The 25,342-nt window shown below is 65.3% G+C and carries 24 protein-coding genes; 11 read left to right on the forward strand and 13 right to left on the reverse strand.

What is annotated here, in order from left to right:
• Position 1: 1 nt before the first annotated feature.
• Positions 2–166 (forward strand): hypothetical protein, encoded by a 165-nt coding sequence (locus GWQ44_RS12070; protein WP_016965887.1) that lies wholly within the window; start codon positions 2–4, stop codon positions 164–166.
• A 78-nt stretch (positions 167–244) separates the two neighbouring features.
• Here the strand turns inward: GWQ44_RS12070 and GWQ44_RS12075 are convergent, their stop codons facing one another.
• Together GWQ44_RS12075 and GWQ44_RS12080 are read right to left on the reverse strand one after the other, a co-directional pair.
• On the reverse strand, positions 245–1,000 hold the full coding sequence (locus GWQ44_RS12075) for a TerC family protein (RefSeq protein WP_016965888.1): 756 nt from the start codon (positions 998–1,000) through the stop codon (positions 245–247).
• Positions 1,001–1,030: 30 nt separating this feature from the next.
• Complete coding sequence (locus GWQ44_RS12080) at positions 1,031–1,279, reverse strand: hypothetical protein (RefSeq protein ID WP_275927414.1); 249 nt, start codon at positions 1,277–1,279, stop codon at positions 1,031–1,033.
• A 134-nt stretch (positions 1,280–1,413) separates the two neighbouring features.
• Here GWQ44_RS12080 and nhaR point away from each other — a divergent pair, with 134 nt between their 5' ends.
• Positions 1,414–2,322, forward strand: coding sequence for a transcriptional activator NhaR (gene nhaR / locus GWQ44_RS12085; protein WP_042941363.1), 909 nt, complete (start codon positions 1,414–1,416; stop codon positions 2,320–2,322).
• Here the strand turns inward: nhaR and GWQ44_RS12090 are convergent.
• Positions 2,300–3,475: an MFS transporter gene (locus GWQ44_RS12090; protein WP_275927415.1), complete on the reverse strand. Its 1,176-nt coding sequence runs from the start codon at positions 3,473–3,475 to the stop codon at positions 2,300–2,302. The two genes, nhaR and GWQ44_RS12090, sit on opposite strands and share 23 nt — an antisense overlap.
• 319 nt (positions 3,476–3,794) lie before the next feature.
• Between GWQ44_RS12090 and sstT the strand changes: the two genes are divergently transcribed.
• The gene (gene sstT, locus GWQ44_RS12095; protein WP_047305357.1) at positions 3,795–5,027 is read left to right on the forward strand and encodes a serine/threonine transporter SstT; all 1,233 of its coding nucleotides are present in this window, start codon (positions 3,795–3,797) and stop codon (positions 5,025–5,027) included.
• A gap of 64 nt (positions 5,028–5,091) precedes the next feature.
• Here the strand turns inward: sstT and GWQ44_RS12100 are convergent, their stop codons facing one another.
• Both GWQ44_RS12100 and GWQ44_RS12105 read right to left on the reverse strand, forming a co-directional pair.
• Positions 5,092–5,601, reverse strand: coding sequence for a DUF1993 domain-containing protein (locus GWQ44_RS12100; RefSeq protein WP_016968416.1), 510 nt, complete (start codon positions 5,599–5,601; stop codon positions 5,092–5,094).
• 71 nt (positions 5,602–5,672) lie between these two features.
• The gene (locus tag GWQ44_RS12105; protein WP_275927416.1) at positions 5,673–6,701 is read right to left on the reverse strand and encodes an AraC family transcriptional regulator; all 1,029 of its coding nucleotides are present in this window, start codon (positions 6,699–6,701) and stop codon (positions 5,673–5,675) included.
• Between the two features lie 172 nt (positions 6,702–6,873).
• On the opposite strand from GWQ44_RS12105, the gene GWQ44_RS12110 reads away from it, so the two are divergent.
• Together GWQ44_RS12110 and GWQ44_RS12115 are read left to right on the forward strand one after the other, a co-directional pair.
• A complete protein-coding gene (locus GWQ44_RS12110; RefSeq protein WP_275927417.1) occupies positions 6,874–9,393 on the forward strand; it encodes an alpha/beta hydrolase fold domain-containing protein in 2,520 nt (839 codons plus the stop codon).
• Positions 9,394–9,610: 217 nt separating this feature from the next.
• On the forward strand, positions 9,611–10,261 hold the full coding sequence (locus GWQ44_RS12115) for a DUF480 domain-containing protein (protein ID WP_275927418.1): 651 nt from the start codon (positions 9,611–9,613) through the stop codon (positions 10,259–10,261).
• 111 nt (positions 10,262–10,372) lie between these two features.
• Here the strand turns inward: GWQ44_RS12115 and GWQ44_RS12120 are convergent, their stop codons facing one another.
• On the reverse strand, positions 10,373–11,191 hold the full coding sequence (locus tag GWQ44_RS12120) for a shikimate 5-dehydrogenase (protein ID WP_199012261.1): 819 nt from the start codon (positions 11,189–11,191) through the stop codon (positions 10,373–10,375).
• Between the two features lie 254 nt (positions 11,192–11,445).
• Here GWQ44_RS12120 and GWQ44_RS12125 point away from each other — a divergent pair, with 254 nt between their 5' ends.
• Both GWQ44_RS12125 and GWQ44_RS12130 read left to right on the forward strand, forming a co-directional pair.
• On the forward strand, positions 11,446–11,805 hold the full coding sequence (locus tag GWQ44_RS12125) for a hypothetical protein (protein WP_016965587.1): 360 nt from the start codon (positions 11,446–11,448) through the stop codon (positions 11,803–11,805).
• Between the two features lie 290 nt (positions 11,806–12,095).
• On the forward strand, positions 12,096–12,290 hold the full coding sequence (locus GWQ44_RS12130; RefSeq protein WP_016965586.1) for a hypothetical protein: 195 nt from the start codon (positions 12,096–12,098) through the stop codon (positions 12,288–12,290).
• A 78-nt stretch (positions 12,291–12,368) separates the two neighbouring features.
• Here the strand turns inward: GWQ44_RS12130 and GWQ44_RS12135 are convergent, their stop codons facing one another.
• The gene (locus tag GWQ44_RS12135; RefSeq protein ID WP_179600670.1) at positions 12,369–13,430 is read right to left on the reverse strand and encodes an AI-2E family transporter; all 1,062 of its coding nucleotides are present in this window, start codon (positions 13,428–13,430) and stop codon (positions 12,369–12,371) included.
• Positions 13,431–13,589: 159 nt separating this feature from the next.
• On the opposite strand from GWQ44_RS12135, the gene yegQ reads away from it, so the two are divergent.
• Positions 13,590–14,915, forward strand: coding sequence for a tRNA 5-hydroxyuridine modification protein YegQ (gene yegQ / locus GWQ44_RS12140; protein WP_016965585.1), 1,326 nt, complete (start codon positions 13,590–13,592; stop codon positions 14,913–14,915).
• A gap of 135 nt (positions 14,916–15,050) precedes the next feature.
• Here the strand turns inward: yegQ and GWQ44_RS12145 are convergent, their stop codons facing one another.
• Both GWQ44_RS12145 and GWQ44_RS12150 read right to left on the reverse strand, forming a co-directional pair.
• Positions 15,051–16,730 carry a methyl-accepting chemotaxis protein gene (locus GWQ44_RS12145; RefSeq protein WP_275927419.1) on the reverse strand — a complete coding sequence of 560 codons (1,680 nt, stop codon included), beginning with the start codon at positions 16,728–16,730 and terminating at the stop codon, positions 15,051–15,053.
• A gap of 170 nt (positions 16,731–16,900) precedes the next feature.
• Complete coding sequence (locus GWQ44_RS12150; RefSeq protein WP_275927472.1) at positions 16,901–18,217, reverse strand: Na+/H+ antiporter family protein; 1,317 nt, start codon at positions 18,215–18,217, stop codon at positions 16,901–16,903.
• Positions 18,218–18,561: 344 nt separating this feature from the next.
• On the opposite strand from GWQ44_RS12150, the gene GWQ44_RS12155 reads away from it, so the two are divergent.
• Positions 18,562–20,709 (forward strand): methyl-accepting chemotaxis protein, encoded by a 2,148-nt coding sequence (locus tag GWQ44_RS12155; RefSeq protein WP_047305366.1) that lies wholly within the window; start codon positions 18,562–18,564, stop codon positions 20,707–20,709.
• Positions 20,710–20,922: 213 nt separating this feature from the next.
• Here the strand turns inward: GWQ44_RS12155 and GWQ44_RS12160 are convergent, their stop codons facing one another.
• Genes GWQ44_RS12160 through GWQ44_RS12175 form a run of 4 tightly spaced genes read right to left on the reverse strand, consistent with a single transcriptional unit; the run spans position 20,923 to position 23,535 of the window.
• Entirely contained in the window at positions 20,923–22,236 is a 1,314-nt protein-coding gene (locus tag GWQ44_RS12160) for a sensor histidine kinase (RefSeq protein WP_275927420.1), read from the reverse strand.
• Positions 22,233–22,901, reverse strand: a complete 669-nt coding sequence (locus GWQ44_RS12165) for a response regulator transcription factor (RefSeq protein WP_275927421.1) — start codon at positions 22,899–22,901, stop codon at positions 22,233–22,235. The genes GWQ44_RS12160 and GWQ44_RS12165 overlap by 4 nt, the downstream gene beginning before the upstream one ends.
• Positions 22,901–23,215: a PepSY domain-containing protein gene (locus tag GWQ44_RS12170; protein WP_275927422.1), complete on the reverse strand. Its 315-nt coding sequence runs from the start codon at positions 23,213–23,215 to the stop codon at positions 22,901–22,903. Before GWQ44_RS12170 ends, GWQ44_RS12165 begins: the two co-directional genes overlap by 1 nt.
• Positions 23,215–23,535, reverse strand: a complete 321-nt coding sequence (locus GWQ44_RS12175) for a PepSY domain-containing protein (RefSeq protein ID WP_275927423.1) — start codon at positions 23,533–23,535, stop codon at positions 23,215–23,217. The genes GWQ44_RS12170 and GWQ44_RS12175 overlap by 1 nt, the downstream gene beginning before the upstream one ends.
• 162 nt (positions 23,536–23,697) lie before the next feature.
• On the opposite strand from GWQ44_RS12175, the gene GWQ44_RS12180 reads away from it, so the two are divergent.
• Positions 23,698–24,777 carry a patatin-like phospholipase family protein gene (locus GWQ44_RS12180; protein ID WP_275927424.1) on the forward strand — a complete coding sequence of 360 codons (1,080 nt, stop codon included), beginning with the start codon at positions 23,698–23,700 and terminating at the stop codon, positions 24,775–24,777.
• A 128-nt stretch (positions 24,778–24,905) separates the two neighbouring features.
• Positions 24,906–25,262: a 6-carboxytetrahydropterin synthase QueD gene (queD, locus tag GWQ44_RS12185; RefSeq protein ID WP_011062303.1), complete on the forward strand. Its 357-nt coding sequence runs from the start codon at positions 24,906–24,908 to the stop codon at positions 25,260–25,262.
• Positions 25,263–25,342 lie beyond the last annotated feature (80 nt).

The raw sequence follows: 25,342 nt of genomic DNA on the forward strand, positions 1-25,342 counted from the left end.
GATGAGCCTGACAACGACAATCCTGATGCTGATCCTGGGCTGGCTGGCCGTCGCCGGCGCCATGCTCTGGGGCGTGTTGCGTATCACTCGCCGCCACCATCCTCAGCCTCGCGAGCCACGCATCGAAAGCGAAAAGACCGCCCGGCGCCCCGCCACTGTGCACTGACCCCGCTTGCCCTTCCGATAAAACGACACGGCCGCCTGACTCCAACGAGTGCAGGCGGCCGTTTGCCATGGCGGCGAATCAGACCTCGGTCTGCTGCGCCTGGCGCTTCTGCCGAGCCCGACGGGCCAGCATGTTCAGGCTTTCAATGGCCGCCGAGAACGCCATCGCCGCGTACACATAGCCCTTGGGCACATGGGCGCCGAAACCTTCGGCGATCAGGGTCATGCCGATCATGATCAGGAAGCCCAGGGCCAGCATCACCACAGTCGGGTTGTCATGGATGAACTTGGCCAGCGGTTCGGCGGCCAGCAACATCACCAGCACCGAGATCACCACGGCAATGATCATGATCGGCAGGTGCTCGGTCATGCCCACCGCGGTAATGATGCTGTCGATGGAGAACACCAGGTCCAGCAGCAGAATCTGCCCGATCGCCGCAGCGAACCCGATGCTCACCTTGGACGCCACGGTCGCAGGCTTCTCGGGCTCAGGGTCCATGCTCTGATGGATTTCGGTGGTGGCTTTCCAGACCAGGAACAGGCCACCGGCAATCAGGATCATGTCCTTCCAGGAGAAGCTCTGCCCCAGCACATCGATCACCGGCTCAGTGAGCTGGACGATGAACGCAACGGTGCTAAGCAGCGCCAGACGCAGGAACAACGCCATGCTGATCCCGATGCGCCGCGCCTTGGCCCGGTGTTTTTCCGGCAGCTTGTTGGTGAGGATGGAAATAAAGATCAGGTTATCGATGCCAAGCACGATCTCCATCACCACCAGAGTGGCCAGGGCCACCCAGGCAGTGGGGCTGGCGGCGAGCTGTAAAAGGTAATCCATGGGTCAATCCTGAATCGGTGAGATGAAAAGTCAGATTTCCTGGGAAGAATCGGGCTGCTTGGCCGCGTCGTCCTTGGTTTTTTCCTTGCCGGTCACGCTTTGCGTGGCCTCGTTCAACGCCTGCTCGGCGGCCTTGTGGGTGTCATCGATGGCTTGCTTGGCCGTCTCGGCGGCCTTGTCCAGCACCTGTTGCGCGCTTTTTTCCGCCTGATCACACCCCGCCAGAGTCAGCATAGACAGGGCCAGCAGCGACGCCGCGCCCAGGGTTTTGAATGACATGCCGTATTCCTCGATAGAACGGACAGGGCCAATGAGGGCCCCGTCGATAGCGGGGCATTCTAAGGAGGCGAATACTTCAGGAAAATTCGTATTTTTTGCAGTTATACTTCGGTTTTTACGAACTGATAGTCGCCATGCTCAACTACCGCCAACTGCATTACTTCTGGGTTGTGGCCAAGACCGGCAGCATCGTGCGCGCCTGCGAGCAGCTCAACCTGACCCCACAAACCATCAGCGGCCAGATCAGCCTGCTGGAGCAGACCTACGGCATCGAACTGTTTCACCGGGTCGGGCGCCAGCTGGAATTGAGCGAAGCCGGACGCCAGGCCCTGCCCTACGCCGAACAGATGTTCCAGCTCGGCGGCGAGCTGGAAGCCATGCTGCGAGCCCGCCCCGACGAACAGCAGATCCAGTTCCGGGTCGGGGTGGCCGACGTGGTGCCCAAGTCCATCGTCTATCGCCTGATCGCCCCGACCATGGAGCTCAGCGAACCGATTCGCCTGACCTGCCGCGAAGACAAACTCGAACGCCTACTGGCCGACTTGGCCATCCAGCGCCTGGACTTGGTGATTTCCGACAGCCCGATGCCCTCGCACCTGGACATCAAGGGCTACAGCCAGAAACTCGGGGAATGCGGCATCAGTTTCTTTGCCACCGCCGAACTGGCCCGGCTGCACGGCGCCGACTTCCCACGCGGCCTGCACGGCGCGCCGCTGCTGATTCCCGGGCAGGAAACCGTGGTCCGCAGCCGCCTGCTGCGCTGGTTCGCCGAACAGCAACTGCAACCGCGGATCATTGGTGAATTCGACGACAGCGCCCTGATGCAGGCCTTTGGCCAATCCGGCAGCGGGATCTTCATCGCCCCCAGCGTGATTGCCGAGGAAGTCCGGCAGCAGTACGGCGTCCAGCTGATCGGCCAGACCGACGCCGTGACCGAATCGTTCTATGCCATCTCGGTGGAACGCAAGGTCAAGCACCCGGGCATCCTGGCCATCACCGAGGGCGCGCGCCGCGAACTGTTCACGCCCCTGGCGCATGGATAGAGGCGCAGGCCCGCGGCGTCTTGAGGTTCATCAGCAGCAGAGCCAGAGCAATCGACAACACAATGAACGCCGACGCCGCCATCCCCAGGCTGCCCAGGCCCAGGGTATCGATCACCCGCCCGCCGACCATCGCCCCCAGGCCGATCCCCAGGTTGGCCCCGGCGATGTTCAGCGACGCGGCGAAAGCCGGCGCTTGCGGCGCCGCCTTGATCAAGCGCACATGGCTGACCAGGAACAAGGCGGCCTGGGTCACGCCCCAGACGCCCATGGCCGCCGCCAGGGCCAGGGGCGAATCAATGCTCGGCACCAGGGCCAGCATGCCGCCGATCATCAAGGCGCAGAACACCATGGAGGCGATCAGCGGATGGCGGTCCACGGCCCGGCCCCCCAGGGAGTTGCCGATCAGCCCCACGGCGCCAAAGCCCATCAGGCACCAGCCCACCAGGGTGCCGTCGAAGCCGGCCAGGCGCTCGAGAATGTCTGCCAGGTAGGTGTAGGCGGTGAACATGCCGCTGAACACCAGGATCGACAGCAGCACGTGCCCCTGCATCAGCGGGCTGCGCAGGATGCCAAACTGCGCCCGCAGGCTCGCCTGCGGGTTGTGCGGCCTGGTGTTCGGCAGATAGACCCACAGCAGCAAGGCCTTGGCGACGGCCACCAGGGCCAGGATGCCGAAGGCGCTGCGCCAGCCGAACGCATCGGCGATCAGGGTGCCCACGGGAATCCCGAACACCGTGGCACAGACGATGCCGAAGCCGATCTTGGCGATGGCGCGCCCCGCGTGATCCGGACCGACGATATCCACCGCCGTTTCACTGGCCAGGGCCCAGAACACCGGCAGCCCCAGGGCCGGCACCAGGCGTGCCAGGGCCATCACCCAGATGTTCGGCGCCAGGGCCGCCAGGGTGTTGGCCAGGCCGAACATCAGCAGCACGCTGATAAACAACTGCTTGCGCGGAAAACGCGCGAAATAGGCCGTCAGGAACGGCCCGAACGCCGCGACGGTAAAGGCGAACAGGGTCACCAGCAAGCCGGCCTGCGACACGCTGACCTGCAAGTCCCGGGCTATCGACGGCAACAGGCCGACAATGACGAATTCCGTGGTCAACACGGTAAAACCCGCGGCGGACAACAGCAGGATGGGCAACAACATCGCAAACTCCAGAAACAACGACAGCAGCGACAGCCCGAAGGGCCCGCTGACTGGATAGAAAAGGGGGTGGCGGATCTTAACAGAGTGGGTACGGGTCTGGGCAACCGCGCCGGCGCCGGGCGTCGCAGGTGGCAGATCGTCACATCAACACAGGAAGCCCGGGCGCCTGTGATAAAGTCCGCCCCCTGCCAAAAACAGTGGTTTTCGCGCCGGCATGCCCGTCAGGCCGCCCGATCGCCCGTTGCCCTTTGCCACCGCATCCCTGGATGCCGGCTCAGCCCCGGCATGCACTGCACATTAAAAAAACAGAGATACCGCTATGAGCGCTGCACCTCCTTCCTTCCTCCACACCCTCAAACGCCTGAGCCTGGTGACCCAGATCGTCATCGGCCTCATTGCCGGCATCGCCCTGGCCCTGCTGGCCCCCGAAGTGGCGAAGTCCACCACCTTCATCGGCAAGGTCTTCGTCTCGGCGCTCAAGGCCGTGGCGCCGATCCTGGTGTTCGTGCTGGTCATGGCCTCGATCGCCAACCACAAGCACGGCCAGGAAACCCATATCCGGCCGATCCTGGTGCTCTACCTGCTGGGCACCTTCGCCGCGGCGGTGGTCGCGGTGATCGCCAGCAGCCTGTTCCCCTCGTCCCTGGTCCTGGCCACCCACGACGTCGCCGTGAGTGCCCCGGGCGGTATCAGCGAGGTGCTGCAAAGCCTGCTGCTGAGCGTGGTGGACAACCCGGTCAGTGCCCTGATGAACGCCAACTTCATCGGCATCCTGGCCTGGGCCATCGGCATGGGCGTGGCCATCCGCCATGCCGGCGAGACGACCCGCGCCGTACTCGATGACCTGTCCAACGGGGTCACCGTCATCGTGCGCGTGGTGATCCGCTTCGCGCCCCTGGGGATCTTCGGCCTGGTGGCCTCGACCCTGGCCACCTCGGGCTTCGACGCCCTGCTCGGCTACCTGCACCTGCTGGCGGTGCTGATCGGCTGCATGCTGTTCGTGGCCCTGGTGATGAACCCGCTGATCGTGTTCTGGAAAATCCGCCGCAACCCCTTCCCGCTGGTGCTGACCTGCCTGCGCGAGAGCGGCATCACCGCGTTCTTCACCCGCAGCTCGGCCGCCAACATCCCGGTCAACCTGGAACTGAGCAAGCGCCTGGGCCTGCATGAAGACACCTACTCGGTGTCCATCCCCCTGGGCGCCACCATCAACATGGCCGGCGCGGCGATCACCATCACCGTGCTGACCCTGGCCGCCGTGCACACCCTGGGCATCGCCGTCGACCTGCCCACCGCCGTGCTGCTCAGCGTGGTCGCGGCCATCTGCGCCTGCGGTGCTTCGGGCGTTGCCGGCGGTTCGCTGCTGCTGATTCCCCTGGCTTGCAGCCTGTTCGGCATCCCCAGCGAAATCGCCATGCAGGTGGTTGCCGTGGGCTTCATCATCGGCGTGCTGCAGGACTCGGCGGAAACCGCGCTGAACTCCTCCACCGACGTGCTCTTCACGGCCGCCGCGTGCCTGGCCCAGGAAGACAAGGCGCAAGCCGCCGCCTGATCCAACGCCCACTAAAAAGCCCGGCCAGGGTCAACCTGGCCGGGCTTTTTTATCACCTGGGGTTTTAGAACGCGCCCATGTAGTCGCGCTTGCCCACTTCCACACCGTTGTGACGCAGGATCGCGTAGGTGGTGGTGACGTGGAAGAAGAACTGCGGCAGGCCGTAGGTCAACAGGTAGGACTGGCCACTGAAGCGCTTCTCTTTCGGGGTGCCCGGGCGAGTGACGATCTCGATGCCTTCCTTGCCATCGATCTGCGCAGGCTGGATGCCGTCGATAAAGGCCAGGACCTTGGCGATCAGCGCCTGCAGGTCGGCGAAGGTGGTTTCGCTGTCGTCGTACTTGGGCAGCTCGACCTCGGCCAGACGCGCCGACACGCCCTTGGCGAAGTCCACGGCGATCTGCACCTGGCGCACCAGCGGGAACATGTCCGGGTACAGGCGCGCCTGCAACAGGGCATTGGGCTCGATGTTCTTCGCGGTGGCGTGAGCTTCGGCCTTGTGCAGGACATCGCTCAGGGCGTTGAGCATTTGCTTGAAGACGGGAACGGAAGCGGCGTACAGGGAAATAGTCATGACAGTCTCGACAAGGATGGCGGGAGTACAACGAGCAGCGATTATAGCCACAGCGGCTCAACCCGGGGCCTTTATCCCGAAGGCCCCCGGCGATAGGCGCTGGGGGCGACGCCGAACCAGCGCTTGAAGCTCTGGGAAAAACTCGACAGGTCGCTGAAACCCAGCTCTTCCGCGATCCGGGTCAGACTCAAGGCGCGATTGCCCAACAACGCCAGGGCCCGGGCGCCGCGCTGCTCGGCCAGCAACTGGCGATAGTTGGTGCCCTCTTCCTGCAGGCGCCGCTTCAAGGTACGCACACTGGTCCGCGTAAGACGCGCCATGTCCGGCAGATCAGCGACCCTGCCGGCCGGCAGGGCCTCGAGATGCTGGCGGACCAGGGCCGCGGTGCTCTGATGGGCCTGTCGGCGCTCAAGCAACTGCCGGCACATCTGCTCGCACATCGCCACCGTCAGCGGGTTGGCCTGGGGCAAGGTGCGATCCAGGAACCGCCGGTCGAACGCCAAGCTGTCCAGCGCCGCCCGGTACTCGGGCACCCGGCCCAGCACCCGCGGAACATCGCAGGCCGCGCTAGCCGCGGGCGGGGCGGCACGGCGGGTCAGGCGCGCCAGACAAAAATCCTCACCGACGATCTCCTTCATCAACACCGCGGCAGCGGCCATGTCCCGTTCCAGCAGAAACGCGGCCACCTGCGGATCGGCCACCGGCGGCGCACCGAAGGTCAGCACGCCCAGATCCCGCTCCAGTCGGTAGCCGATCGAAGCGAAGGCATAGGTCAGCGGCAGAAAGCGCAGGGCCAGGCTCAGGGCATCGGCCGGCGTCGCGCTGCTGATCAGGCCATAGCCGAACAAGCCGTAGGTGGAGAAGTGGTAACGCGCGCCCACCTCATAGCCCAGCCCAGGAGGATGCCCCAGCAGCTGCAGCAGATTGCTCACCAGCCGCAGCTCCTGGGCCGCCAGCAGCAGCGTATTGGGGTCCTGCAGCCCCTCCAGGGACACCGCGCAACCGGCCAGCAGGCGCGTCGGCGACAGGCCCCTTTCAAGCGCAAAGTTCACCAACAGCAAGGCGCTGGACGGTCCCCGGGTGAATGCTTGAACGTTCATGGCCTGACTCATGGGCGGATTTGGCCCAAATACTAAAACACTTGTCCCGTTGCAGCATGGGGTCCACGGATATTTGCCCCCATGCTTCACTCAACGGGGCCACGCCAACGTCGCCAGGACAGGGCCCCGGGTCGATCCCACCTGCGTCCACAACAATAACAACGAGGTCGTCATGCCCGAATCCACCGCCCCGCTAAACCTCTGTTCCAGCCCCTGCGCGCCCCTGGAAGCCCTGATCATCGGCAGCGGCTTCGGCGGCCTGGGCATGGCCATCGCCCTGCGCAAGGCCGGGGTCAGTCAGTTCCTCCTGCTTGAGAAAGGCCAGGACGTCGGCGGCGTCTGGCGCGACAACACCTACCCCGGCGCCGCCTGCGACGTGCCTTCGCACCTGTACTCATTTTCCTTCGAGCCCAACCCGCGCTGGTCCCGGGTGTTCGCGCCCCAGGCCGAGATCCACGGCTACCTGCAACATTGCGCCCGTACCTACGACCTGCTGCCACACATTCACTTCGGCAGCGAAGTGCGCCACGCCCGCTTCGATGAAGCCGGCCATTACTGGCAGGTCGTCTGCAACGATGGCCAGGAGCATTTCACCCGCCTGCTGATCAGCGCTGTCGGCCAGCTGAGCCGTCCCGCCCTGCCCAAACTGCCGGGCATGGACAGCTTTCGCGGCCGGGTCTTTCACTCCGCCCACTGGGATCACCATTACGCCCTGGCCGACCAACGGGTGGCGGTGATCGGCACCGGCGCCTCGGCCATCCAGTTCGTGCCGCAGATTGCCGATCAGGTGGCGGCGCTCAAGGTCTTCCAGCGCTCGCCGGCCTACATCATGCCCAAGGCCGACCGGGCCTACAGCGAGCAAGAAAAACAGCGTCTGGCCCGCCAGCCCTGGCGGATGAAACTGCTGCGCGCGGCCCACTACCTGCACTTCGAATCCCGGGCCCTGGGCTTCACCCGCCTCAAGGGCCTGACCCGGTGGGTGGTCGGTGGCCCGTTCAACAAGCTCCTGCACGCCTCGGTCGCCAGCCCCGAGCTGCGCCGGCAGATGACCCCGGACTACCCCATCGGCTGCAAGCGCATCCTGCTGTCCAACGACTACCTCAAGACCTTCGACCAAGCTCATGTGCAGCTGGTGACCGAGGGCATCGCACGCATCACCGAACACGGCATCGAAACCCTCGACGGCCAGCAGCACCCTGTGGACGCAATCATCTACGGCACCGGTTTCGCCGCCACCGAGTTCCTTTCGCCGATGCGCATCAGCGGCCGTGACGGGCTTGACCTGAACCAGGCCTGGCAAGACGGCGCGGCGGCCTACCTGGGTATCAGCGTGCCGGGCTTCCCCAACTTCTTCATGCTTTATGGGCCCAACACCAACCTAGGCCACAACTCCATCATCCATATGCTGGAGAGCCAGATCTCCCACGTCATGCAGGCCCGCCAGGCGCTGCTGGACAGCGGCGCCAGCCAGCTGGAAGTGGATGAACACCGCCACCAGCGCTTTCAACGGCGCATCCAGCGCCGCCTGGCCACTTCGGTGTGGAGCGGCTGCAAGAGCTGGTATGTCGACGAACGGGGGCACAACAGCACCAACTGGCCAGGCTTCACCTGGTCCTATCGCTGGCTGGCGCGCTATGCCGGGCTGGCCGCCTATCGCCTGTCCAGGCCATTGGACGCCCGGTCCCCGGACTGCGCCGGACAACGCATAGCCGCCCCCCGGGACTGGCTGGAGCAGGCCAACGCAGCCTTCCTGCGGGTTTTCCTGCGGGTCAGTTTCAGGGCCTTGATCGGCCCGCCCCGGGCCCTGGCCAGCCAGCGCAAGATCGTCGACCGGTTGTCATGGCTGATGCCCGGCTGCCTGGGCGTGAAGCGCCGGAGCATGCGGTTGGACGGGCTCTCGTTGCAGATTGTCGAACCCGCAAGCACGGCGCCCAAGGGGGTGATTCTCTACCTGCACGGCGGCGCCTTCTGCCTCGGCGGCCCGCGCTCTCACTACAGCGTCAGCAGCCGCCTGGCCCGGGACAGCGGCTGCAGTGTCTGGGTCCCCGACTACCGGCTGGCGCCGGAGCATCCCTACCCCGCCGCGCTGGAAGACTGCCTAGCCTCTTATGACGCCATCCGCGCCCAGCTCTGCCCGGCGGACAAACTGCTGATTGCCGGCGACTCCGCCGGCGGCGCCCTGGTCCTAGCGCTGGCCCTGGCCTTGAAGGAACGTGGCGAGGAGATTGCCGCCGGGCTGATGCTGCTGTCGCCGGTCACCGATCCGGACCTGGGCGGCGCCAGTATGCAATCGCGCCAGGAGGCCGATCCGATGATCCGCCGCGACTGGCTGGAGCAAGCCCTCAAGACCTACGCAGCGCCCGCTCAAGCCCCCACCCATCGCCCCCTGGAAGCAGACCTGCGCGGCCTGCCGCCGATGCTGATCCAGGTCGGCGACCAGGAGCTGCTGTTGTCGGACTCCACACGCCTGGCCGAGCGCGCCAGGCAGTCGGGGGTGGCTTGCCAGCTGGAAATCCACGAGGGCCGCTGGCACGTGTTCCAGTTGCAGGCGTTCTACCTGCGCTCCGCGAGAAACGCCCTGCTGGGCCTGGCCCGGTTTGCCCGCCAGTGCCTGGAGACAGCGAGCCAAGCCCGGCAGGCAGCGGATTCGCCACGCACGACACAGCCTGCAACAGACGCGCAACCCGGCTGAACCGGCCGCCCTCGCCCCACGCATGGCGGCGGGGGCGCCCCGATAAACCGGCGCCGGCGCGGGCCGTGCCAAGTTCTGATGGCAAGATCCGGGTTCTGAAGGTAAAACAGAGCCCCTCCAAAGTGGCCCACCCGGCCACGGAAAAACCGCAGCGCCGATCCAGGCCCTGTTGCGGTTTTTCACGACCCACCCATCAGTGACCAAGGGACCAGCACTTATGAGCAGCGAGCACGACACCCCCGGCGAAGAACTGCGCTTGAGCAGCACCGATATCCGCATCCTGGGTTCGTTGATCGAAAAGCAGGCCACCAGCCCGGAAACCTACCCCCTGACCCTCAACGCCCTGGTACTGGCCTGCAACCAGAAAACCAGCCGTGAACCGGTGATGAACCTGACCCCGGGCCAGGTCGGGCAAAGCCTGCGCGCCCTCGAAGCCCGTGGCTTTACCCGGCTGGTCATGGGCAGCCGCGCCGATCGCTGGGAACAGCGCCTGGACAAGGCCCTGGAACTGGTGCCGGCGCAGTTGATCCTGTGCGGCCTGATGTTTCTGCGCGGGCCGCAAACCGTCAACGAGCTGCTGACCCGCAGCGGGCGCATGCATGATTTCGAAGACAGCGAGCAGGTCCTGCACCAGCTCGAACGCCTGATCGCCCGGGGCCTGGCCCTGCACATTCCGCGTCAGGCCGGCCAGCGCGAAGACCGCTACACCCACGCCCTGGGCGACACGGCGGACATCGAGGCGATTCTCGCCGCCCGCGGCAACCCGGTGGAACGCAGCACGGGCGGCGGTGTTTCAGTGGAACGCATCGAAGAACTGGAAGCGCGGATCGCCGCCCTGGAAGAGCGCCTGGCCCAGCTCGAAGGCTGATCCTGGTCGCCGCTGTCGCAGGCGGCGATCGCCCCCGAAGGAGGCGCCGCACCTAAGCACGCCCAAGGCCCTGCGGGCCTTGTCGCAGCTTGCGGCTACGGCGTTGCGGTTTCAGGCCCGGGCGAAGGCCACGGCCTTCTGGAACTGCTCCTCGCTCGGGCGCACGCCGGTATACAGCACGAACTGCTCCAGGGCCTGGATGGCAATCACTTCCAGCCCGGTGATGACCTGCTTGCCCTCGGCCTGGGCCCGCAGGATCAGCGGCGTCTGCGGCGGCACCGCCACCACATCGAACACCGTGTCCGCCGCCGCTATCGCCTCGGCGTCGAACGCCAGTTGCTGCGCCTCTGGCCCGCCGCTCATGCCGATCGGGGTAACGTTGATCAGCATCTGCGGCCGCAGGCTGCCCAACTCGGCCTGCCACTCATAGCCCAGGGAACGGGCCAGCGCGCGCCCGGCCACTTCGTTGCGGGCCACGATCACCCCGCGGGCATAACCGCCGTCACGCAAGGCACTGGCCACGGCCTTGGCCATGCCGCCGCTGCCGCGCAGGGCGAAGGTAGACGCCTGCGGCACCGCGTGCTCGGCCAGCAAGCGGGCCACGGCGATGTAATCGGTGTTGTAAGCCTTCAGATGGCCGTTGGTATTGACGATGGTATTGATCGAGGCGATGGCCCGGGCCGAGGCGTCCAGCTCATCCACCAGGGCGATGCAGTCTTCCTTGAACGGCATGGACACGCCGCAGCCGCGAATCCCCAAGGCGCGGATCCCTCGCACCGCGCCGGGCAGGTCCTGGCTGCTGAAGGCCTTGTAGTAGAAGTTGAGCCCCAACTGCTCATACAGATGGTTGTGAAAGCGCAGGCCGAAATTCCCCGGACGCCCGGACAGCGACATGCACAACTGGGTGTCTTTATTGGGGTTCATTTGCATGTTCATCTCCTTGCCGGGCACTTTCGGATAGACGGGATTGGTCAGCCGAGCCCTTGTGCCCGATCATATCGCCGCTGGTTCACAGGCCTCTTCGACGCCCAGGGATGACGGTAAAGAGGCCGGTACAGACCTTACACAATATTTACTCAGCGGCTGTGCCGATTTTGCAAAAACCGCTGTCTTAGAAGTATCCCCGCGTCAGTTCTTGAGTCTGGTGCAGACCATGAACGCGGAGGTTGAACCGAGGAACAACCATGATTTCCAAAATCCCCAAGATAGCCTTGCTCATTGGCGCACTCGCTGTCGCAGGCCAGGCATCCGCCCACGGCGGTGGCTGGGTCGGGCCCGCCGCATTGGGTGCTGTTGTCGGCGCAGCCGTAGTGGGTTCGGTGATCGCCAACCAGGATCGTCCGGTCTATGTGCAGCAGGCGCCGGTGTATGTCCAACCGCAGCCGGTGTACGCCGCGCCACCACCACCGGTCTACTACCAGCCAGCACCGGTGTATGTGCAGCAGCCGGTCTACTACCGCCCGGCGCCGGTGTACTACGGCCCGCCTCGCGGCTACTACGGCCACCCTCATTACTACTACGGCCCGGGTCCCGGCCGCTGGTAAGGCTCCACTGAAACAGCCACAGGCCCCGCCCATCCGGCGGGGCTTGTTGCATTTTGCCATCAGCCAAATGTCTGAATAGCTCAGCATCATGTCGCGACTGGAACAGTATTTGCATGAAAATCCGGCAATAGTGTGCCAACCCCAGCGACGCCTCGGGCGACATGGGACTGTCACGCGTGTGTCATTCAGGGACCGCAAGATCGACCGGGTCCGCTCGCCCCACGCCTGTCATAACAGCCCCGTCACACAGCCTCTATAACAACAGGCCCACAAGAACAAGGACGAACCCCATGCCCACGCAAAACCCGCACCGCGTCGAAGGCCTCTGCACTTCCAGCCGGGTGTACGACGCCCTGACCGAGCTCAAGCATCTGGAAGGTCATCGCAGCGCCAAGTTCCTCTCGCTGCTGACCCAGAACCTGGTGCGCAAGGGCCTGCTCAACGAGCAGGAAGTGCTGCACATGCTCGATCAGGTGGTGGACTGAACAGCCCATGCCGGTAGCACTGGTCGCCATGCCCCACAGCGCAATAGGTGTTTTTTCGTAGCACCGGGCCGTCCAGCGTCAGGGCAACTGCACCCGGGGCCGGGTGTCGACGAACAGCGCCCAGCTCGACATGAACAAGGCAGCGATCAGCGGCCCGATGACAAAACCGTTGAGGCCGAAGACCGCCAGCCCGCCCAGGGTCGAGATCAGGATCAGGTAATCCGGCATCCGCGTGTCCTTGCCCACCAGGATCGGCCGCAGCAGGTTGTCCACCAGGCCGATCACCAGCACCCCGAACAGCGCCAGCACCACCCCTTGCCAGATCGCGCCGCTGACCAGGAAATACGCCGCCACCGGGCCCCAGACAATCCCCGCCCCCACCGCCGGCAACAGCGACAGAAAGGCCATCAACACCGCCCAGAGCAAGGCGCTGGGAATGTCCAGGAACCAGAAGATCAAGCCGCCCAGGGCGCCCTGGGTCACCGCCACCAGCACATTGCCCTTGACCGTGGCCCGCACCACCCGGTTGAACTTCAATTGCAGGCGGCGCTTCTGGTACTCGGCCAGGGGCACCGCGCCGCGGATCTTGCGTACCAGCTCGGCGCCATCGCGCAGACAGAAAAACAGCAGGTACAGCATGATGAAGAAACTCACCACGAACTCGAAGGTGCCCTGGCCGAAGCTGAAGGCCTGGGTCGCCAGGTACTGGCTGCCCTGCATCGCGCTCTTGACCACCTTGTCCTGCAAGCCCTTGAGCTCGCCCAGGCCAAAGCGGTCCAGCAGGTGCTGGAAGTACGGTGGCAGGCCGTGCTTGAACTGGGCCAGGTAGCCGGCGATATCCAGCTGGCCGCTTTCGATCTTCTTGTACAGCTCGGCCCCCTCCTGGACCAGCAGCACGCTGGTGATGATCACCGGCAGGATGGCGATCAGCAGGCAGATCAACAGCGTGCACAGGGCCGTGAGATTGCGCGGCCAGCCGAACTTCAATTGCAGGCGGCGCTGCAAGGGGGCAAAGACGATGCCCAGGATCACCGCCCAGAACAGCGCCCCGTAGAACGGCAGCAGAATCCAGATGAACGCCACCGTCACCAGGGCCAGTAACAGCAGCAGGCTTTTGTTTTGCAGGTTGTTTTGCTTCATGTCCGATCCAGGTCAGTCGACGCCCGATCGCGGCGTCCAAAGGGTTAGTCCGCAGCCGCGATGCCGAGTGCGTTTTTTCTGCGCCAGACATAGACCCAGATCAATGAATGCCCCGGCGCGCTGGCTTACCCTCGCGACCTTTTGCGACCGACAAGCCCCATGACGCTCCTCGCCAAACCCGAACTCCTGGCCCCCGCCGGCACCCTGAAGAACATGCGCTACGCCTTCGCCTACGGCGCCGATGCGGTGTACGCCGGCCAGCCGCGCTACAGCCTGCGGGTGCGCAACAACGAATTCGACCACGCCAACCTGGCCCTCGGCATCCAGGAGGCCCAGGCCCAGGGCAAGCGTTTCTACGTGGTGGTCAACATCGCCCCGCACAACGCCAAGCTCAAGACCTTCCTCAAGGACCTGCAACCGGTCATCGACATGGCCCCGGACGCGCTGATCATGTCCGACCCGGGCCTGATCATGCTGGTGCGCCGGCACTTCCCGCACATGCCGATCCACCTCTCGGTGCAGGCCAACACGGTGAACTGGGCCAGCGTCGAGTTCTGGCAGCAACAGGGGCTGACGCGAATCATCCTGTCCCGGGAACTGTCCCTGGAAGAAATCGAGGAAATCCGCCAGCAAGTACCGGCCATGGAGCTGGAAGTCTTCGTCCACGGCGCCCTGTGCATGGCCTATTCCGGACGCTGCCTGCTGTCGGGCTACATGAACAAGCGCGACGCCAACCAGGGCACCTGCACCAACGCCTGCCGCTGGAAATACAAGGCTGAGCAAGCGACCGAGAACGACCTGGGAGAAATCGTCCAGACCTTCCAGCCGGAGCCGACCCTGGGCCTGGGCGCGCCCACCGACCAGGTGTTCCTGCTGCAGGAAGCCAATCGCCCGGACGAGCTGATGCCGGCCTTCGAGGACGAGCACGGCACCTACATCATGAACGCCAAGGACCTGCGGGCGGTGCAGCACGTGGAGCGCCTGACCCGCATGGGCGTGCACTCGCTGAAGATCGAAGGCCGGACCAAATCCCACTTCTACTGCGCGCGCACCACCCAGGTGTACCGCCGGGCCATCGACGACGCGGCGGCCGGGCGCGAGTTCGACCGCAGCCTGATGAACGACCTGGAGTCCCTGGCCCAGCGCGGCTACACCGAAGGCTTCCTGCGCCGCCATGTGCATGACGAGTACCAGAACTACCAGAACGGCAGCTCGGTCTCGGAGCGCCAGCAGTTCGTCGGCGAACTCACCGGCGAGCGCCGCGACCGCCTGGCTGAAGTCAAGGTCAAGAACCGCTTCGCCGTGGGCGATCACATGGAACTGATGACCCCCAAGGGCAACTTCCACTTCGATCTGCACGAACTGCAGAACGCCAAGGGCGAAGCCATCGACGTGGCCCCGGGGGATGGCCACACCGTGTACCTGCCGATTCCGGATCAGGTCGACCTGCGCTTCGCCCTGCTGATGCGCGATATCAGCGCCTGAGTCGGCGCACGGACCGCGCCTTGTAGCCACGGCTGCGCATGAGCGCGCAGCGCTGGCGATGCCTGGCCCGCGCGACAAGACTGCTGGGGCCTTTTCCGGGCCTTGCGGCCCGGGCAGCGGCTACAGCGGGCGCCCTCAGATACGGAACTGCCCCACCAACCGGCCCAGGCGCTGGCCCAGGTCCGCCAGGCTGCGGGAGGTCTGGGCCCCGCGCTGGGTTTCATCGGCGACGCTGTCCACCGCCACGGCGATCTGATGCACGCTGCGGTTGATCTCCTCGGCCACCGCGGTCTGCTCCTCGGCGGCACTGGCAATCTGCGCGTTCATCGAATTGATGGTGCCGATCAGCTGGGCCATGGTGTCCAGCGACGCCCCGGCTTCGTTGGCTTTCACCGAGGTGCCGTCGCCGGCGTCGCTGGAGCGGCGCATGGCGTCCACCGCCACCCGGGTGCCCTGCTGCAGACGGTCGATCATGCCCTGGATTTCCTGAGTGCTCTGCTGGGTGCGGCTGGCCAGGGCGCGGACCTCGTCGGCGACCACGGCAAAACCGCGCCCGGCCTCCCCGGCCCGGGCCGCTTCGATGGCGGCGTTGAGCGCCAGCAAGTTGGTCTGTTCGGCAATCGAACGGATCACGTCCAGCACGCTGACAATCGACGACACGTCCTGCTGCAGGCTGTCCAGGGAGGTGCCGCTGTTGCGGATATCGCTGACCAGGGAGTGGATCTGCTGGATGCTGCCGTCCACCACGCGCTTGGCCGCCTGGCCTTCTTCATCGGTCTGTTGCGCGGCCACCGCTGCGCCCTGGGCACTGCGCGCCACTTCCTGGGCCGCCGAAGACATCTCATTGATCGCCGTGGCCACCTGATCGGTCTCGTGGCGCTGGCGTTCCATGGCCTGCTCGGAGCGGTGCGCCTGATCCGAGACTTGGGTCACCAGCTCGGTGAGCTGCCCGGTCATCTCGGTGATCTGCCGCACCAGGCTGTGGATCTTGTCGACAAAGCGGTTGAACGAACTGGCCAACTGCCCCAGTTCGTCCTGGCTGGTGATCGGCAGGCGCCGGGTCAGGTCGCCTTCACCGGCGGCGATGTCATCGAGGTTGGCCTTCATCAGGTTCAGCGGCCGCAACATGGTGTTGGCCACCAGAATGCCCAGGCCCGCGATCACCAGCAGCACCACCGCGGCGATCCCGAGAATGCTCAGGACCATGCCTTCCATGCGCTGGTTGACGCTGTTCTCGACCGCTGCCACCTGGGCGTCGATGCCATCGAGGTTGACCGAGGTGCCCAGCACCATGTCCCACTTGGGCAGGTATTCGGTGTAGCCCAGCTTGGGCACCAGCACGTCGCTGCCCGGCTGGGTCGAGCTGTATTGCACGTAGTGACTGCCGTCCTTGCCGACCCGCACCAGCTCGCGGTTGACGTAGACCCCATTGGGGTCGCGGTTGTCCTTGAAGCTCTTGCCCACGCCGTCGGCGCTATTGCCCTTGAACAGGCGCACGGTTTCGGAGTCGTAGCCGAAGAAGTAGCCGTCCTTGCCGTAGCTGATGTTCGACAGCAGCTTGACCACCTCGGCCCGGGCCGCCTGATCCCCGGGTGCCGCGGCGTCGTACAGCGGCTTGACCGTGTTCAAGGCCACTTCGACATAGCTCTGCAGCGTGGCCTTGGCCTCGCCCAGCAAGCGCTGACGGGTTTCCTCGACTTCTTTCTGCGCCTGCTGGCGCAGCATGAATACCGTGCTCAGGCTGATCACCAGCGCAAACAACAGCACCGGGAGGACTGCCAGGGACAGGACTTTGGCCTTCAGGCTCAAGCGCATAGGGGGCTCACTCTTGGTTTTTTATTGGCGTGATAACCGCGTTAACGGCACGCCACCGCAAAAGTTGAGCCTAGCCCCATAGGCGCCGGCTTGTCGGCGAACAAGCCGACAAACCCTGTAGCGCCTTGAAAGACACCTTCGCCGGCAAGCCGGCTCCAGCCTGTCAGGAGTCAGAGGACCATGGCCGCCACCCAGCCAAAGGCCAGCAGCGGCAGGTTGTAGTGCAGGAAGGTCGGGACCACGGTGTCCCAGATATGGTGGTGCTGGCCATCGATGTTCAGGCCCGAGGTCGGCCCCAGGGTCGAGTCCGAGGCCGGCGAGCCCGCATCCCCCAGCGCCCCGGCGGTGCCGACGATGCAGACGATCGCCAGCGGGCTGAAGCCCAGTTGCACACACAGCGGCACGAAGATCGCCGCGAGGATCGGCACCGTGGAAAACGACGAGCCGATGCCCATGGTCACCAGCAGCCCCACCAGCAGCATCAGCAAGGCACCCACGCCCTTGCTGTGACCGATCCACGCCGCCGAGGCCTGGACCAGCGAGTTGACCTCGCCGGTGGCCTTCATCACTTCGGCAAAGCCCGAGGCGGCGATCATGATGAAGCCGATCATGGCCATCATCTTCATGCCTTCGGTGAACAGCTCGTCCGTCTCGCGCCAGCGCACGATGCCCGACACCGAGAAAATCAGAAACCCGCACAAGGCGCCGATAATCATCGAGTCCAGCAGCAACTGGATCACGAACGCAGCGACGATGGCCGCCCCCGCCACCAGCAGGGTCCGCGGGTTGTACTGCACCGCCACCTGCTCGACTTTCTCGATCCGGTCCAGGTCATACACGCGCTTCTTGCGGTAGCTGACAAAGGCCAGCAACAAGCCGCAAAGCATGCCCAGGGCGGGAATGCCCATGGCGTGGGTGACGTTGATCTGGCTGACGTCGACCCCGCTGCGGGCCACGTTGGCCAGGAGGATCTCGTTGAGGAAGATGTTGCCGAAGCCCACCGGCAGGAACATGTAGGGGGTGATCAGGCCGAAGGTGATGACGCAGGCGATCAGCCGCCGGTCCAGTTGCAACTTGGTCAGCACATACAGCAGCGGCGGCACCAGCAGAGGAATAAAGGCAATGTGGATCGGCAGGATGTTCTGCGAGGCAATCGCCACCACCCACAGCAGGCCGATCAGCAGCCACTTGACCTGGCCGCCACCGTGGGCGTCCTGGCGATCCACCAGCAGCAGGATCTTGTCCGCCAGGGCGTGGGCCAGCCCGGATTTGGCGATGGCCACGGCGAACGCGCCGAGCAAGGCGTAGGACAAGGCCACGGTGGCGCCACCGCCCAGGCCGCTGTTGAACGCCTTGAGCGTGGCCTCGATCCCCAGGCCGCCGGTCAGGCCGCCCACCAGCGCGCCAACGATCAGGGCGATCACTACATGCACGCGGGACAGGCTGAGCACCAACATCACGCCAACCGCGGCAATTACTGCGTTAATCATCGTTACCTCATTACTGCACCAGCAAAAATGGCGCAAAAGCCTGTGACCGACCGGAAGGCAGCGGGCTGCCGACATCGAAATGAAAGGGGTTCTTATTAGGGGGGCGCACTTTGCAGCAGCCGACCCGGCTTGTCAAAACTCCGCCCCGGTCCCCGTAGGAGCGAGCTGGCTCGCCAAGCCCCCAGGACCGACCCCTACCCGTGACCAGGGAGCTTGCTCGCGTCGGGCTGCACAGCAGCCCCAGCGCCTCACGGCTTATTTCGAACAAGCGTTTAAAGAACACCGTTGGTCGGCCGCTACAGTGCAAAGTCTCAGATATTTATCGAATAAAGGACGTCTCCATGTCGCTCAGACAACTTTCCATCCAATGGAAGATCACCCTGCTGGCCGGACTCTGCCTGTTGGGCATCGTCTCGCTGTTGGTGGGGCTTTCGCTGTATCGCATGGAGCACAGCTCCGAGCTGGTCAAGGCCTCGAGCATGGAGATGCTCAACGAAGCCGCCCAGGCGCGGATCGAGGCCCAGGGTGAAGTCCAGGCACTGGGCATTCGCCAGCAGTTCATGGACGCCTACCAGTACGGCCACGGGTTCTCGCGCCAGGTGTTGTTCCTCCGCGAACAGGCGGAAAAGCGCTTTCTCGATGCCTTCGACCTGCGCGAGGACCTGACCCGCCAGGTCAAGTCGGCGCTGCAGGCCAACCCCGACCTGCTGGGCCTGTCCCTGGTGTTCGAAGCCAACGCCCTGGATGGCAAGGACGAGTTGTTCAGCGGCCAGGGCGAGCTGGGCAGCAACGAAAAGGGCCGCTTTGCCCTGTACTGGTCCCAGCCCACCCCAGGCAAGCTGACCTCCATGGCGCTGCCGGAAAGCGACATGAGCGACACCCGCAGCGGCCCCAGCGGAGAACCGGCCAATGCCTGGTTCACCTGCCCACGCAGCACCCTCAAGCCCTGCGTGATCGAACCCTACTTCTATGACATCGACGGCCAGAAGGTGCTGATGACCAGCATCGTCTTCCCGCTGATGGTCAACGGCAAAGTCATCGCCTCGCTGTCGGTGGACATCAACCTCAACAGCCTGCAGGCCGTCAGCCGCAATGCCAGCCAGAAGCTCTACGCCGGCCAGACCAGCGTCAGCATCATTAGCCCGGTGGGCCTGCTGGCCGGCTACAGCCCGGATGCCGGCAAGCTCAGCCAGCGCCTGGACAGCGTCGACAGCGTCAACGGCGCCGAACTGATCCGCCAGCTGGCCAACAGCACCCAGACCCACAGCCTGCACAGCAACCATGAGCTCAAGGTGCTCGCGCCCTTTACCCCGATCCCCGGCGGCAAGCCCTGGGGCGTGCTGCTGGACGTGCCGGAGAGCGTCCTGGTGGGCCCGGCCGAAACCCTGAAAAACGAGCTGGACGCCGGCAACCGCAGCGGCACCCTGATGGAGCTGGGCCTGGGCCTGCTGGCGGCGGTGGTGGGCCTGCTGCTGGTGTGGCTGATGGCCCGCAGCGTGACCCGGCCGATTCTCGGCGTGGCCCAGATGCTCGAAGACATTGCCAGCGGCGAAGGCGACCTGACCCGGCGCCTGGCCTACGACAAGCAGGACGAGCTGGGCCAGCTGGCCGGCTGGTTCAACCGTTTCCTCGACAAGCTGCAACCGATCATTGCCGAAGTGAAACGCTCGGTGCAGGACGCCCGTGGCACTGCCGACCAGTCATCGGCCATCGCCACCCAGACCAGCGCCGGCATGGAACAGCAGTATCGCCAGGTGGATCAGGTGGCCACCGCCTCCCACGAAATGAGCGCCACCGCCCAGGACGTCGCCCGCAGCGCGGCCCAGGCCGCCCAGGCGGCGCGGGACGCCGACCAGGCCACGCAACAGGGCCTGACGGTGATCGACCGCACCACCCGCAGCATCGACCAGCTGGCCGCCGACATGAGCGCCGCCATGACCCAGGTCGAAGGCCTGGCCGCCAACAGCGAACAGATCGGCACGGTACTGGAAGTGATCCGCTCGATTGCCGAGCAGACCAACCTGCTGGCCCTCAACGCCGCCATCGAAGCGGCCCGCGCCGGGGAAGCCGGGCGCGGTTTCGCGGTGGTGGCCGACGAAGTGCGCAACCTGGCCCAGCGCACCCAGGAATCGGTGGAGGAAACCCGCCAGGTGATCGAGCAACTGCAGACCGGCACCCGGGATGTGGTGGGCTCGATGAACAACAGCCATCGCCAGGCCCAGGGCAGCGTCGAGCAGGTGGGTCAGGCCGTGACCGCCCTGCGCCAGATCGGCGATGCGGTGACGGTGATCAGCGACATGAACCTGCAGATCGCCAGCGCCGCCGAACAGCAGAGCGCGGTGGCCGAAGAGATCAACAGCAACGTGGCGACCATTCGCGATGTCACCGAGTCGCTGTCGGAACAGGCCAATGAATCGGCGCGGGTCAGCCAGTCCCTCAACAGCCTGGCCAACCAGCAACAGAGCCTGATGGACCAGTTCCGCGTCTGACCTGTAGCCGCTGCCGCAGGCTGCGATAGCCACCCTTGAGGACGCCAAAGGCCCTTCGGGCCTTGTCGCAGCCTCGCCGTAGCTCGGCAGCGGCTACAGGCTGCGAACGGTCTGGGCGGCACTGCGTTGCGGGGACGCAAAGTTCCAGAGGGCGTCAGGGTTCTACGGTTGATCGACCGCCGCCACGGGCGCCGAACCCAGCGCCCGGCGCGTTCAGCGCTTGGGCAGCTCGATCTCCACCCGCAAGCCGCCCCACTCGCTGTCCCCCAGGCTCAGGGTGCCGCCGCAGGCGTCGACAATGTCGCGCACGATGCCCAGGCCCAGCCCGTGGCCATGGGTCTGTTCATCCAGCCGTGCGCCGCGACTGAACACCTCGCTACGCCGCGCTTCGGGAATGCCCGGGCCGTCGTCCTCCACCCACAGGCAAAAGCCCTGCGGCCGCTCCTCGACGCTCAGGCGCACCTGGGCATCGGCCCATTTGCAGGCGTTGTCCAGCAGATTGCCCAGCAGCTCCAGCAGGTCTTCCCGGTCCCAGGGCAGGCGCAGCCCCGGTGGCGCCTGGTAACTCAAGTCCAGGTGCTGGCCATGGATCATGTTCAAGGTCGCCAGCAAGCCCGGCAGTTCGGCATCGCATTCGAACAGCACCCCGGGCAACGCATCCCCCGCCAGCCGCGCGCGGTTGAGTTCACGATTGAGGCGTTGCTGCACCTGCTGCAATTGCTCCAGCAGCACCTTGCGCAGCTCGGGGTGGCCATCGAGCTTGGGCCCCGACGCCAGGCTCAGGAGCACTGCCAGCGGTGTTTTCAGGGCGTGGCCAAGGTTGCCCAGGGCATTGCGCGAGCGGTTCAGGCTGTCTTCGGTGTGGGCCAGCAAATGGTTGATCTGCGCCACCAAAGGCTCCAGTTCCAGCGGCACCCGGGCATCGAGCTGCGAACGCTGGCCCTGCTGCAACTGGGCGATCTGCTCGCGGGCGGTTTCCAGGGGACGCAGGGCCCGGCGCACGGTCATGCGCTGCAGCAACAGGATCAGCAGCAACCCCGCCAGCCCCAGGCCAAGACCGACCTGACGCATGCGCTGGAAGCTCTCGCGCACCGGGGTGTAGTCCTGGGCCACGCTGATCGAGATCGATTGCCCGAGGCGCTTGTAGTCACTGCGCAGCACCAGCAGTTGCTGGCCTTCCGGCCCCAGTTGCAGGTCGCTTTGCAGGCCGGCGCGCTGCAGCTGCGGCAGCTCCTGATCCCACAGGGAACGGGAACGCCAATGCACGTCGGCAAAATCGATACGGAAGTAATGCCCGGAAAAGGGCCGCTGATAGGCCGGCGACAGGCGCCGCTCGTCCAGCTGCAAACCTTGAGGGCCCCGGACCAGGGCCAGCAGCAGGCTCTCGCTGTCTTCCCGCAGCCCGGCCTCCAGGTAACGCTGCAGGCCCATTTCGAACAGCCAGAGGCTGGTCTGGGCCAGCACCAGACCGACCACCAGCATCACCGTGATCAGGCCCAGGCTCAGGCGCCGCTGGATCGACCTCACGAATCAGTCCCGCCGAACAGGTAGCCCTGGCCGCGGCGGGTTTCGATCACCTCGCGGCCCAGCTTGCGCCGCAGGTGGTTGACGTGGACTTCAAGGACGTTGGAATCACGCTCGGTTTCACCGTCGTAGAGGTGTTCGGCCAAGTGGCTTTTGGACAGGATCTGCTGCGGGTGCAGCATGAAATAGCGCAACAGGCGGAACTCGGCGGCGGTCAGCAGCACGTCCTGGCCGTCGCGAACCACGCATTGCCGGCCTTCATCCAGATGCAGCCCGGCGGCTTGCAAGGTTTGCTGGTTGGCCTGGCCGTGGGAACGCCGCAGCAGGGCCTGGACCCGCAGGTGCAACTCCTCGGGATGAAAAGGCTTGCTCAGGTAATCGTCGGCGCCAGCCTTGAGCCCCTCGATGCGCTCGGCCCAGGAACCGCGGGCGGTGAGCACCAGCACCGGGGTCGCCAGCCCGTCCGCGCGCCACTGGCGCAACACGTCCAGGCCCGGCACCCCGGGCAGGCCGAGGTCGAGAATGATCAGGTCGTAGGGTTCGCTGGCGCCCTGGTACAGCGCGTCGCGGCCGTCGGCCAGCCAGTCCACGGCGTAGCCCTGGAGCCTCAGGCCTTCGAGCAGTTCATCGGCCAGGGGTACATGGTCTTCCACCACAAGCAGGCGCATCAGTCGTCTTCCTCATCTTTCAACAGGCGCCCGGTGGCGGCGTCCAGGTCCAGCTCGCGGACCACGCCGTCCACGGTCAACAGCTCGACCTCATAAATGTACAGATCATGTTTTTCCTCCAGCTCGGCTTCCAGCAGCCGGGCCCCGGGGTAACGGTCCAGGGCCTGCTTGAGCAGTTGCTCCAGGGGCAGGATCACCCCCCGCTGGCGCAGGCGCAGGGCCTCGTCCTGGTCCAGGTCGCGGGCCATGGCCAGGGAGCAGAACAGCAGCGCCAGGACGGCGCAGCTGCCGGCGATGCGCAGAGTCCGGTTCATTAAGTGTCCTGATGATCCTTGAGAACCTGGCCGCTCACCGCGTCCAGTTCCAGGTCCCATTCCAGTCCCTGCGGGTCGCGCAGCTCAACCTGGTAGATGTACTTGCCGTACTCCTCTTCCAGCTCGGTTTCACTGATGCTCGCCCCAGGATGCCGGGACAGGGCCGTGGCATTGAGTGTTTCAAAGGACACAATGGTACCAGCGTCGCGCAGCCGCAGGGCTTCGTCGGGGCCCAGGTCGCGGGCATGGGCCAGACTGGCGACCAGGCTGGTGGTCAGAGCGATGAGGCTGGCGCTGAACAGCGCGGTCAGGGTTTTCATGGCGGTTCTCCAAAGTCGCAGGCCAAAAAGCCGATGCCGCCGACGATACCCAAGGCAACTTAATTGAAACTGAATCGCCAGCATGGCCCTGACAGAACTTTCACTCGGCCCCCGGCGCCCGGGTTCTCTATACTCGGCGGCTGATTCAAGAGTGAGCCCGGTATGACCGCCATCCATATCAAGTTTCCCGCCCTGACCCTCAAGGCCGGCCCCCGCGCCCTGGCCCGCATCCGCCGCCAAGGCCTGCACGCCGGCGAAGTCGGCACCTTGCCGGGCGCCGCCGGCGGCCCCAAGGCTTTGGGCATTCAGGGCCTGGACCTGGCGCTGTTCGGTGAATGGCTGCCGGCGGTGCCCCGTGAGCGTTCGCTGATCGGCGCCTCGGTGGGCTCCTGGCGCTTTGCCAGTGCCTGCCTGCCGGACGCCGCCGAAGGTATCCGCCGCCTCGGTCAGCTTTACAACGCCCAGAGTTTCGCCAAGGGCGTGACCATGGCGCAGATCAGCCAGAGCTCCCAGCGCATGCTCGACGACCTGCTCGATGGCCGCGACGCCTCGATCCTCGACAACCCTCACTACCGACTGAACATCATGGTGGTCAAAAGCCACGGTCTGCTCGCCGACGATCACCGCGGGCGCCTTGGCCTGGGCCTGTCCTCGGTGATCGCCGACAACCTGCGGGGCCGCGCGCGGCTGTCGCGGCACTTCGAGCGCCTGGTGCTGCACGACCCACGCCTGGCCCCGCCGCTGCAGGCCCTGGAGGACTTCCCCTCGCGCTTCGTGCCCCTGGACCGCGGCAACCTGCGCCAGGCGCTGCTGGCCTCGGGCTCGATCCCCATGGTCATGCAGGGCGTGCGCGAACTGCCCGGCGCCGGGGCCGGCACCTTCCGCGACGGTGGCCTGCTGGACTATCACCTGGACCTGCCCTACAGCGGCAGCGACATCGTGCTCTACCCGCACTTCACCGACCGGGTGATCCCCGGCTGGTTCGACAAGACCCTGCCCTGGCGCCGCGCCAGCCCCGAACGCCTGCGCGACGTCCTGCTACTGGCGCCGTCGAAGGAATACCTGGCACGCCTGCCCTACGGCAAGCTGCCGGACCGCAACGACTTCAAGCGCTTCATGGGCGATGACGCCGGCCGGCAAAAATACTGGCGCAGCGCCATGGACGAAAGCCGGCGCCTGGGCGACGAATTCCTCGAACTGGCGGCGCAAAACCGCCTGGGCGAGCGCCTGCAGAGCCTGTGAACCTGCCCCGGGCTGTGCATTGACCCTTTAGTCAGGGTTTTTCCGCAGCCTGGGAGCCAAGCTGATAAACTCGCCGCCTGCCTCAACTCGCCCGCGGGCGACGCCACCTGACAGAGCTGACCGACACTGTGGAAATCTTCAAAGAATTTACCTTCGAATCCGCCCATCGCCTGCCTTTCGTGCCCGAGGGCCACAAGTGCGGCCGCCTGCACGGCCACTCGTTCAAGGTGGCAATCCACCTCAGTGGCGAGGTTGACGCGCACACCGGCTGGATCCGCGACTTCTCGGAAATCAAGGCGATCTTCAAGCCGCTCTACGAGCGCCTGGACCACAACTACCTGAACGACATCCCCGGCCTGGAAAACCCCACCAGCGAAGTCCTGGCCAAGTGGATCTGGAACGAGCTCAAGCCGTTGCTGCCGGAGCTGAGCGCGATCCGCATCCACGAAACCTGCACCAGCGGCTGCATCTATCGCGGCGAATAAGCCGTGCCATGTGCCGGTGGCAAGGGAGCTGGCTGGCGCTGCGGCGCGTAGCGGTCGTAAGGCCTGAGTCCGTGATCCGC

This window comes from Pseudomonas sp. 3MA1, assembly GCF_029237275.1.
In the GTDB taxonomy this organism is placed as follows: domain Bacteria; phylum Pseudomonadota; class Gammaproteobacteria; order Pseudomonadales; family Pseudomonadaceae; genus Aquipseudomonas; species Aquipseudomonas fluorescens_AP.

What these genes read in the sequence shown, in the direction of transcription:
- GWQ44_RS12070 (WP_016965887.1), top strand. Translation starts at nt 2, where the DNA reads ATGAGCCTGACAACGACAATCCTGATGCTGATCCTGGGCTGGCTGGCC.
- GWQ44_RS12075 (WP_016965888.1), bottom strand. Translation starts at nt 1,000, where the DNA reads ATGGATTACCTTTTACAGCTCGCCGCCAGCCCCACTGCCTGGGTGGCC.
- GWQ44_RS12080 (WP_275927414.1), bottom strand. Translation starts at nt 1,279, where the DNA reads ATGTCATTCAAAACCCTGGGCGCGGCGTCGCTGCTGGCCCTGTCTATG.
- nhaR (WP_042941363.1), top strand. Translation starts at nt 1,414, where the DNA reads ATGCTCAACTACCGCCAACTGCATTACTTCTGGGTTGTGGCCAAGACC.
- GWQ44_RS12090 (WP_275927415.1), bottom strand. Translation starts at nt 3,475, where the DNA reads ATGTTGTTGCCCATCCTGCTGTTGTCCGCCGCGGGTTTTACCGTGTTG.
- sstT (WP_047305357.1), top strand. Translation starts at nt 3,795, where the DNA reads ATGAGCGCTGCACCTCCTTCCTTCCTCCACACCCTCAAACGCCTGAGC.
- GWQ44_RS12100 (WP_016968416.1), bottom strand. Translation starts at nt 5,601, where the DNA reads ATGACTATTTCCCTGTACGCCGCTTCCGTTCCCGTCTTCAAGCAAATG.
- GWQ44_RS12105 (WP_275927416.1), bottom strand. Translation starts at nt 6,701, where the DNA reads ATGAACGTTCAAGCATTCACCCGGGGACCGTCCAGCGCCTTGCTGTTG.
- GWQ44_RS12110 (WP_275927417.1), top strand. Translation starts at nt 6,874, where the DNA reads ATGCCCGAATCCACCGCCCCGCTAAACCTCTGTTCCAGCCCCTGCGCG.
- GWQ44_RS12115 (WP_275927418.1), top strand. Translation starts at nt 9,611, where the DNA reads ATGAGCAGCGAGCACGACACCCCCGGCGAAGAACTGCGCTTGAGCAGC.
- GWQ44_RS12120 (WP_199012261.1), bottom strand. Translation starts at nt 11,191, where the DNA reads ATGCAAATGAACCCCAATAAAGACACCCAGTTGTGCATGTCGCTGTCC.
- GWQ44_RS12125 (WP_016965587.1), top strand. Translation starts at nt 11,446, where the DNA reads ATGATTTCCAAAATCCCCAAGATAGCCTTGCTCATTGGCGCACTCGCT.
- GWQ44_RS12130 (WP_016965586.1), top strand. Translation starts at nt 12,096, where the DNA reads ATGCCCACGCAAAACCCGCACCGCGTCGAAGGCCTCTGCACTTCCAGC.
- GWQ44_RS12135 (WP_179600670.1), bottom strand. Translation starts at nt 13,430, where the DNA reads ATGAAGCAAAACAACCTGCAAAACAAAAGCCTGCTGCTGTTACTGGCC.
- yegQ (WP_016965585.1), top strand. Translation starts at nt 13,590, where the DNA reads ATGACGCTCCTCGCCAAACCCGAACTCCTGGCCCCCGCCGGCACCCTG.
- GWQ44_RS12145 (WP_275927419.1), bottom strand. Translation starts at nt 16,730, where the DNA reads ATGCGCTTGAGCCTGAAGGCCAAAGTCCTGTCCCTGGCAGTCCTCCCG.
- GWQ44_RS12155 (WP_047305366.1), top strand. Translation starts at nt 18,562, where the DNA reads ATGTCGCTCAGACAACTTTCCATCCAATGGAAGATCACCCTGCTGGCC.
- GWQ44_RS12165 (WP_275927421.1), bottom strand. Translation starts at nt 22,901, where the DNA reads ATGCGCCTGCTTGTGGTGGAAGACCATGTACCCCTGGCCGATGAACTG.
- GWQ44_RS12170 (WP_275927422.1), bottom strand. Translation starts at nt 23,215, where the DNA reads ATGAACCGGACTCTGCGCATCGCCGGCAGCTGCGCCGTCCTGGCGCTG.
- GWQ44_RS12175 (WP_275927423.1), bottom strand. Translation starts at nt 23,535, where the DNA reads ATGAAAACCCTGACCGCGCTGTTCAGCGCCAGCCTCATCGCTCTGACC.
- GWQ44_RS12180 (WP_275927424.1), top strand. Translation starts at nt 23,698, where the DNA reads ATGACCGCCATCCATATCAAGTTTCCCGCCCTGACCCTCAAGGCCGGC.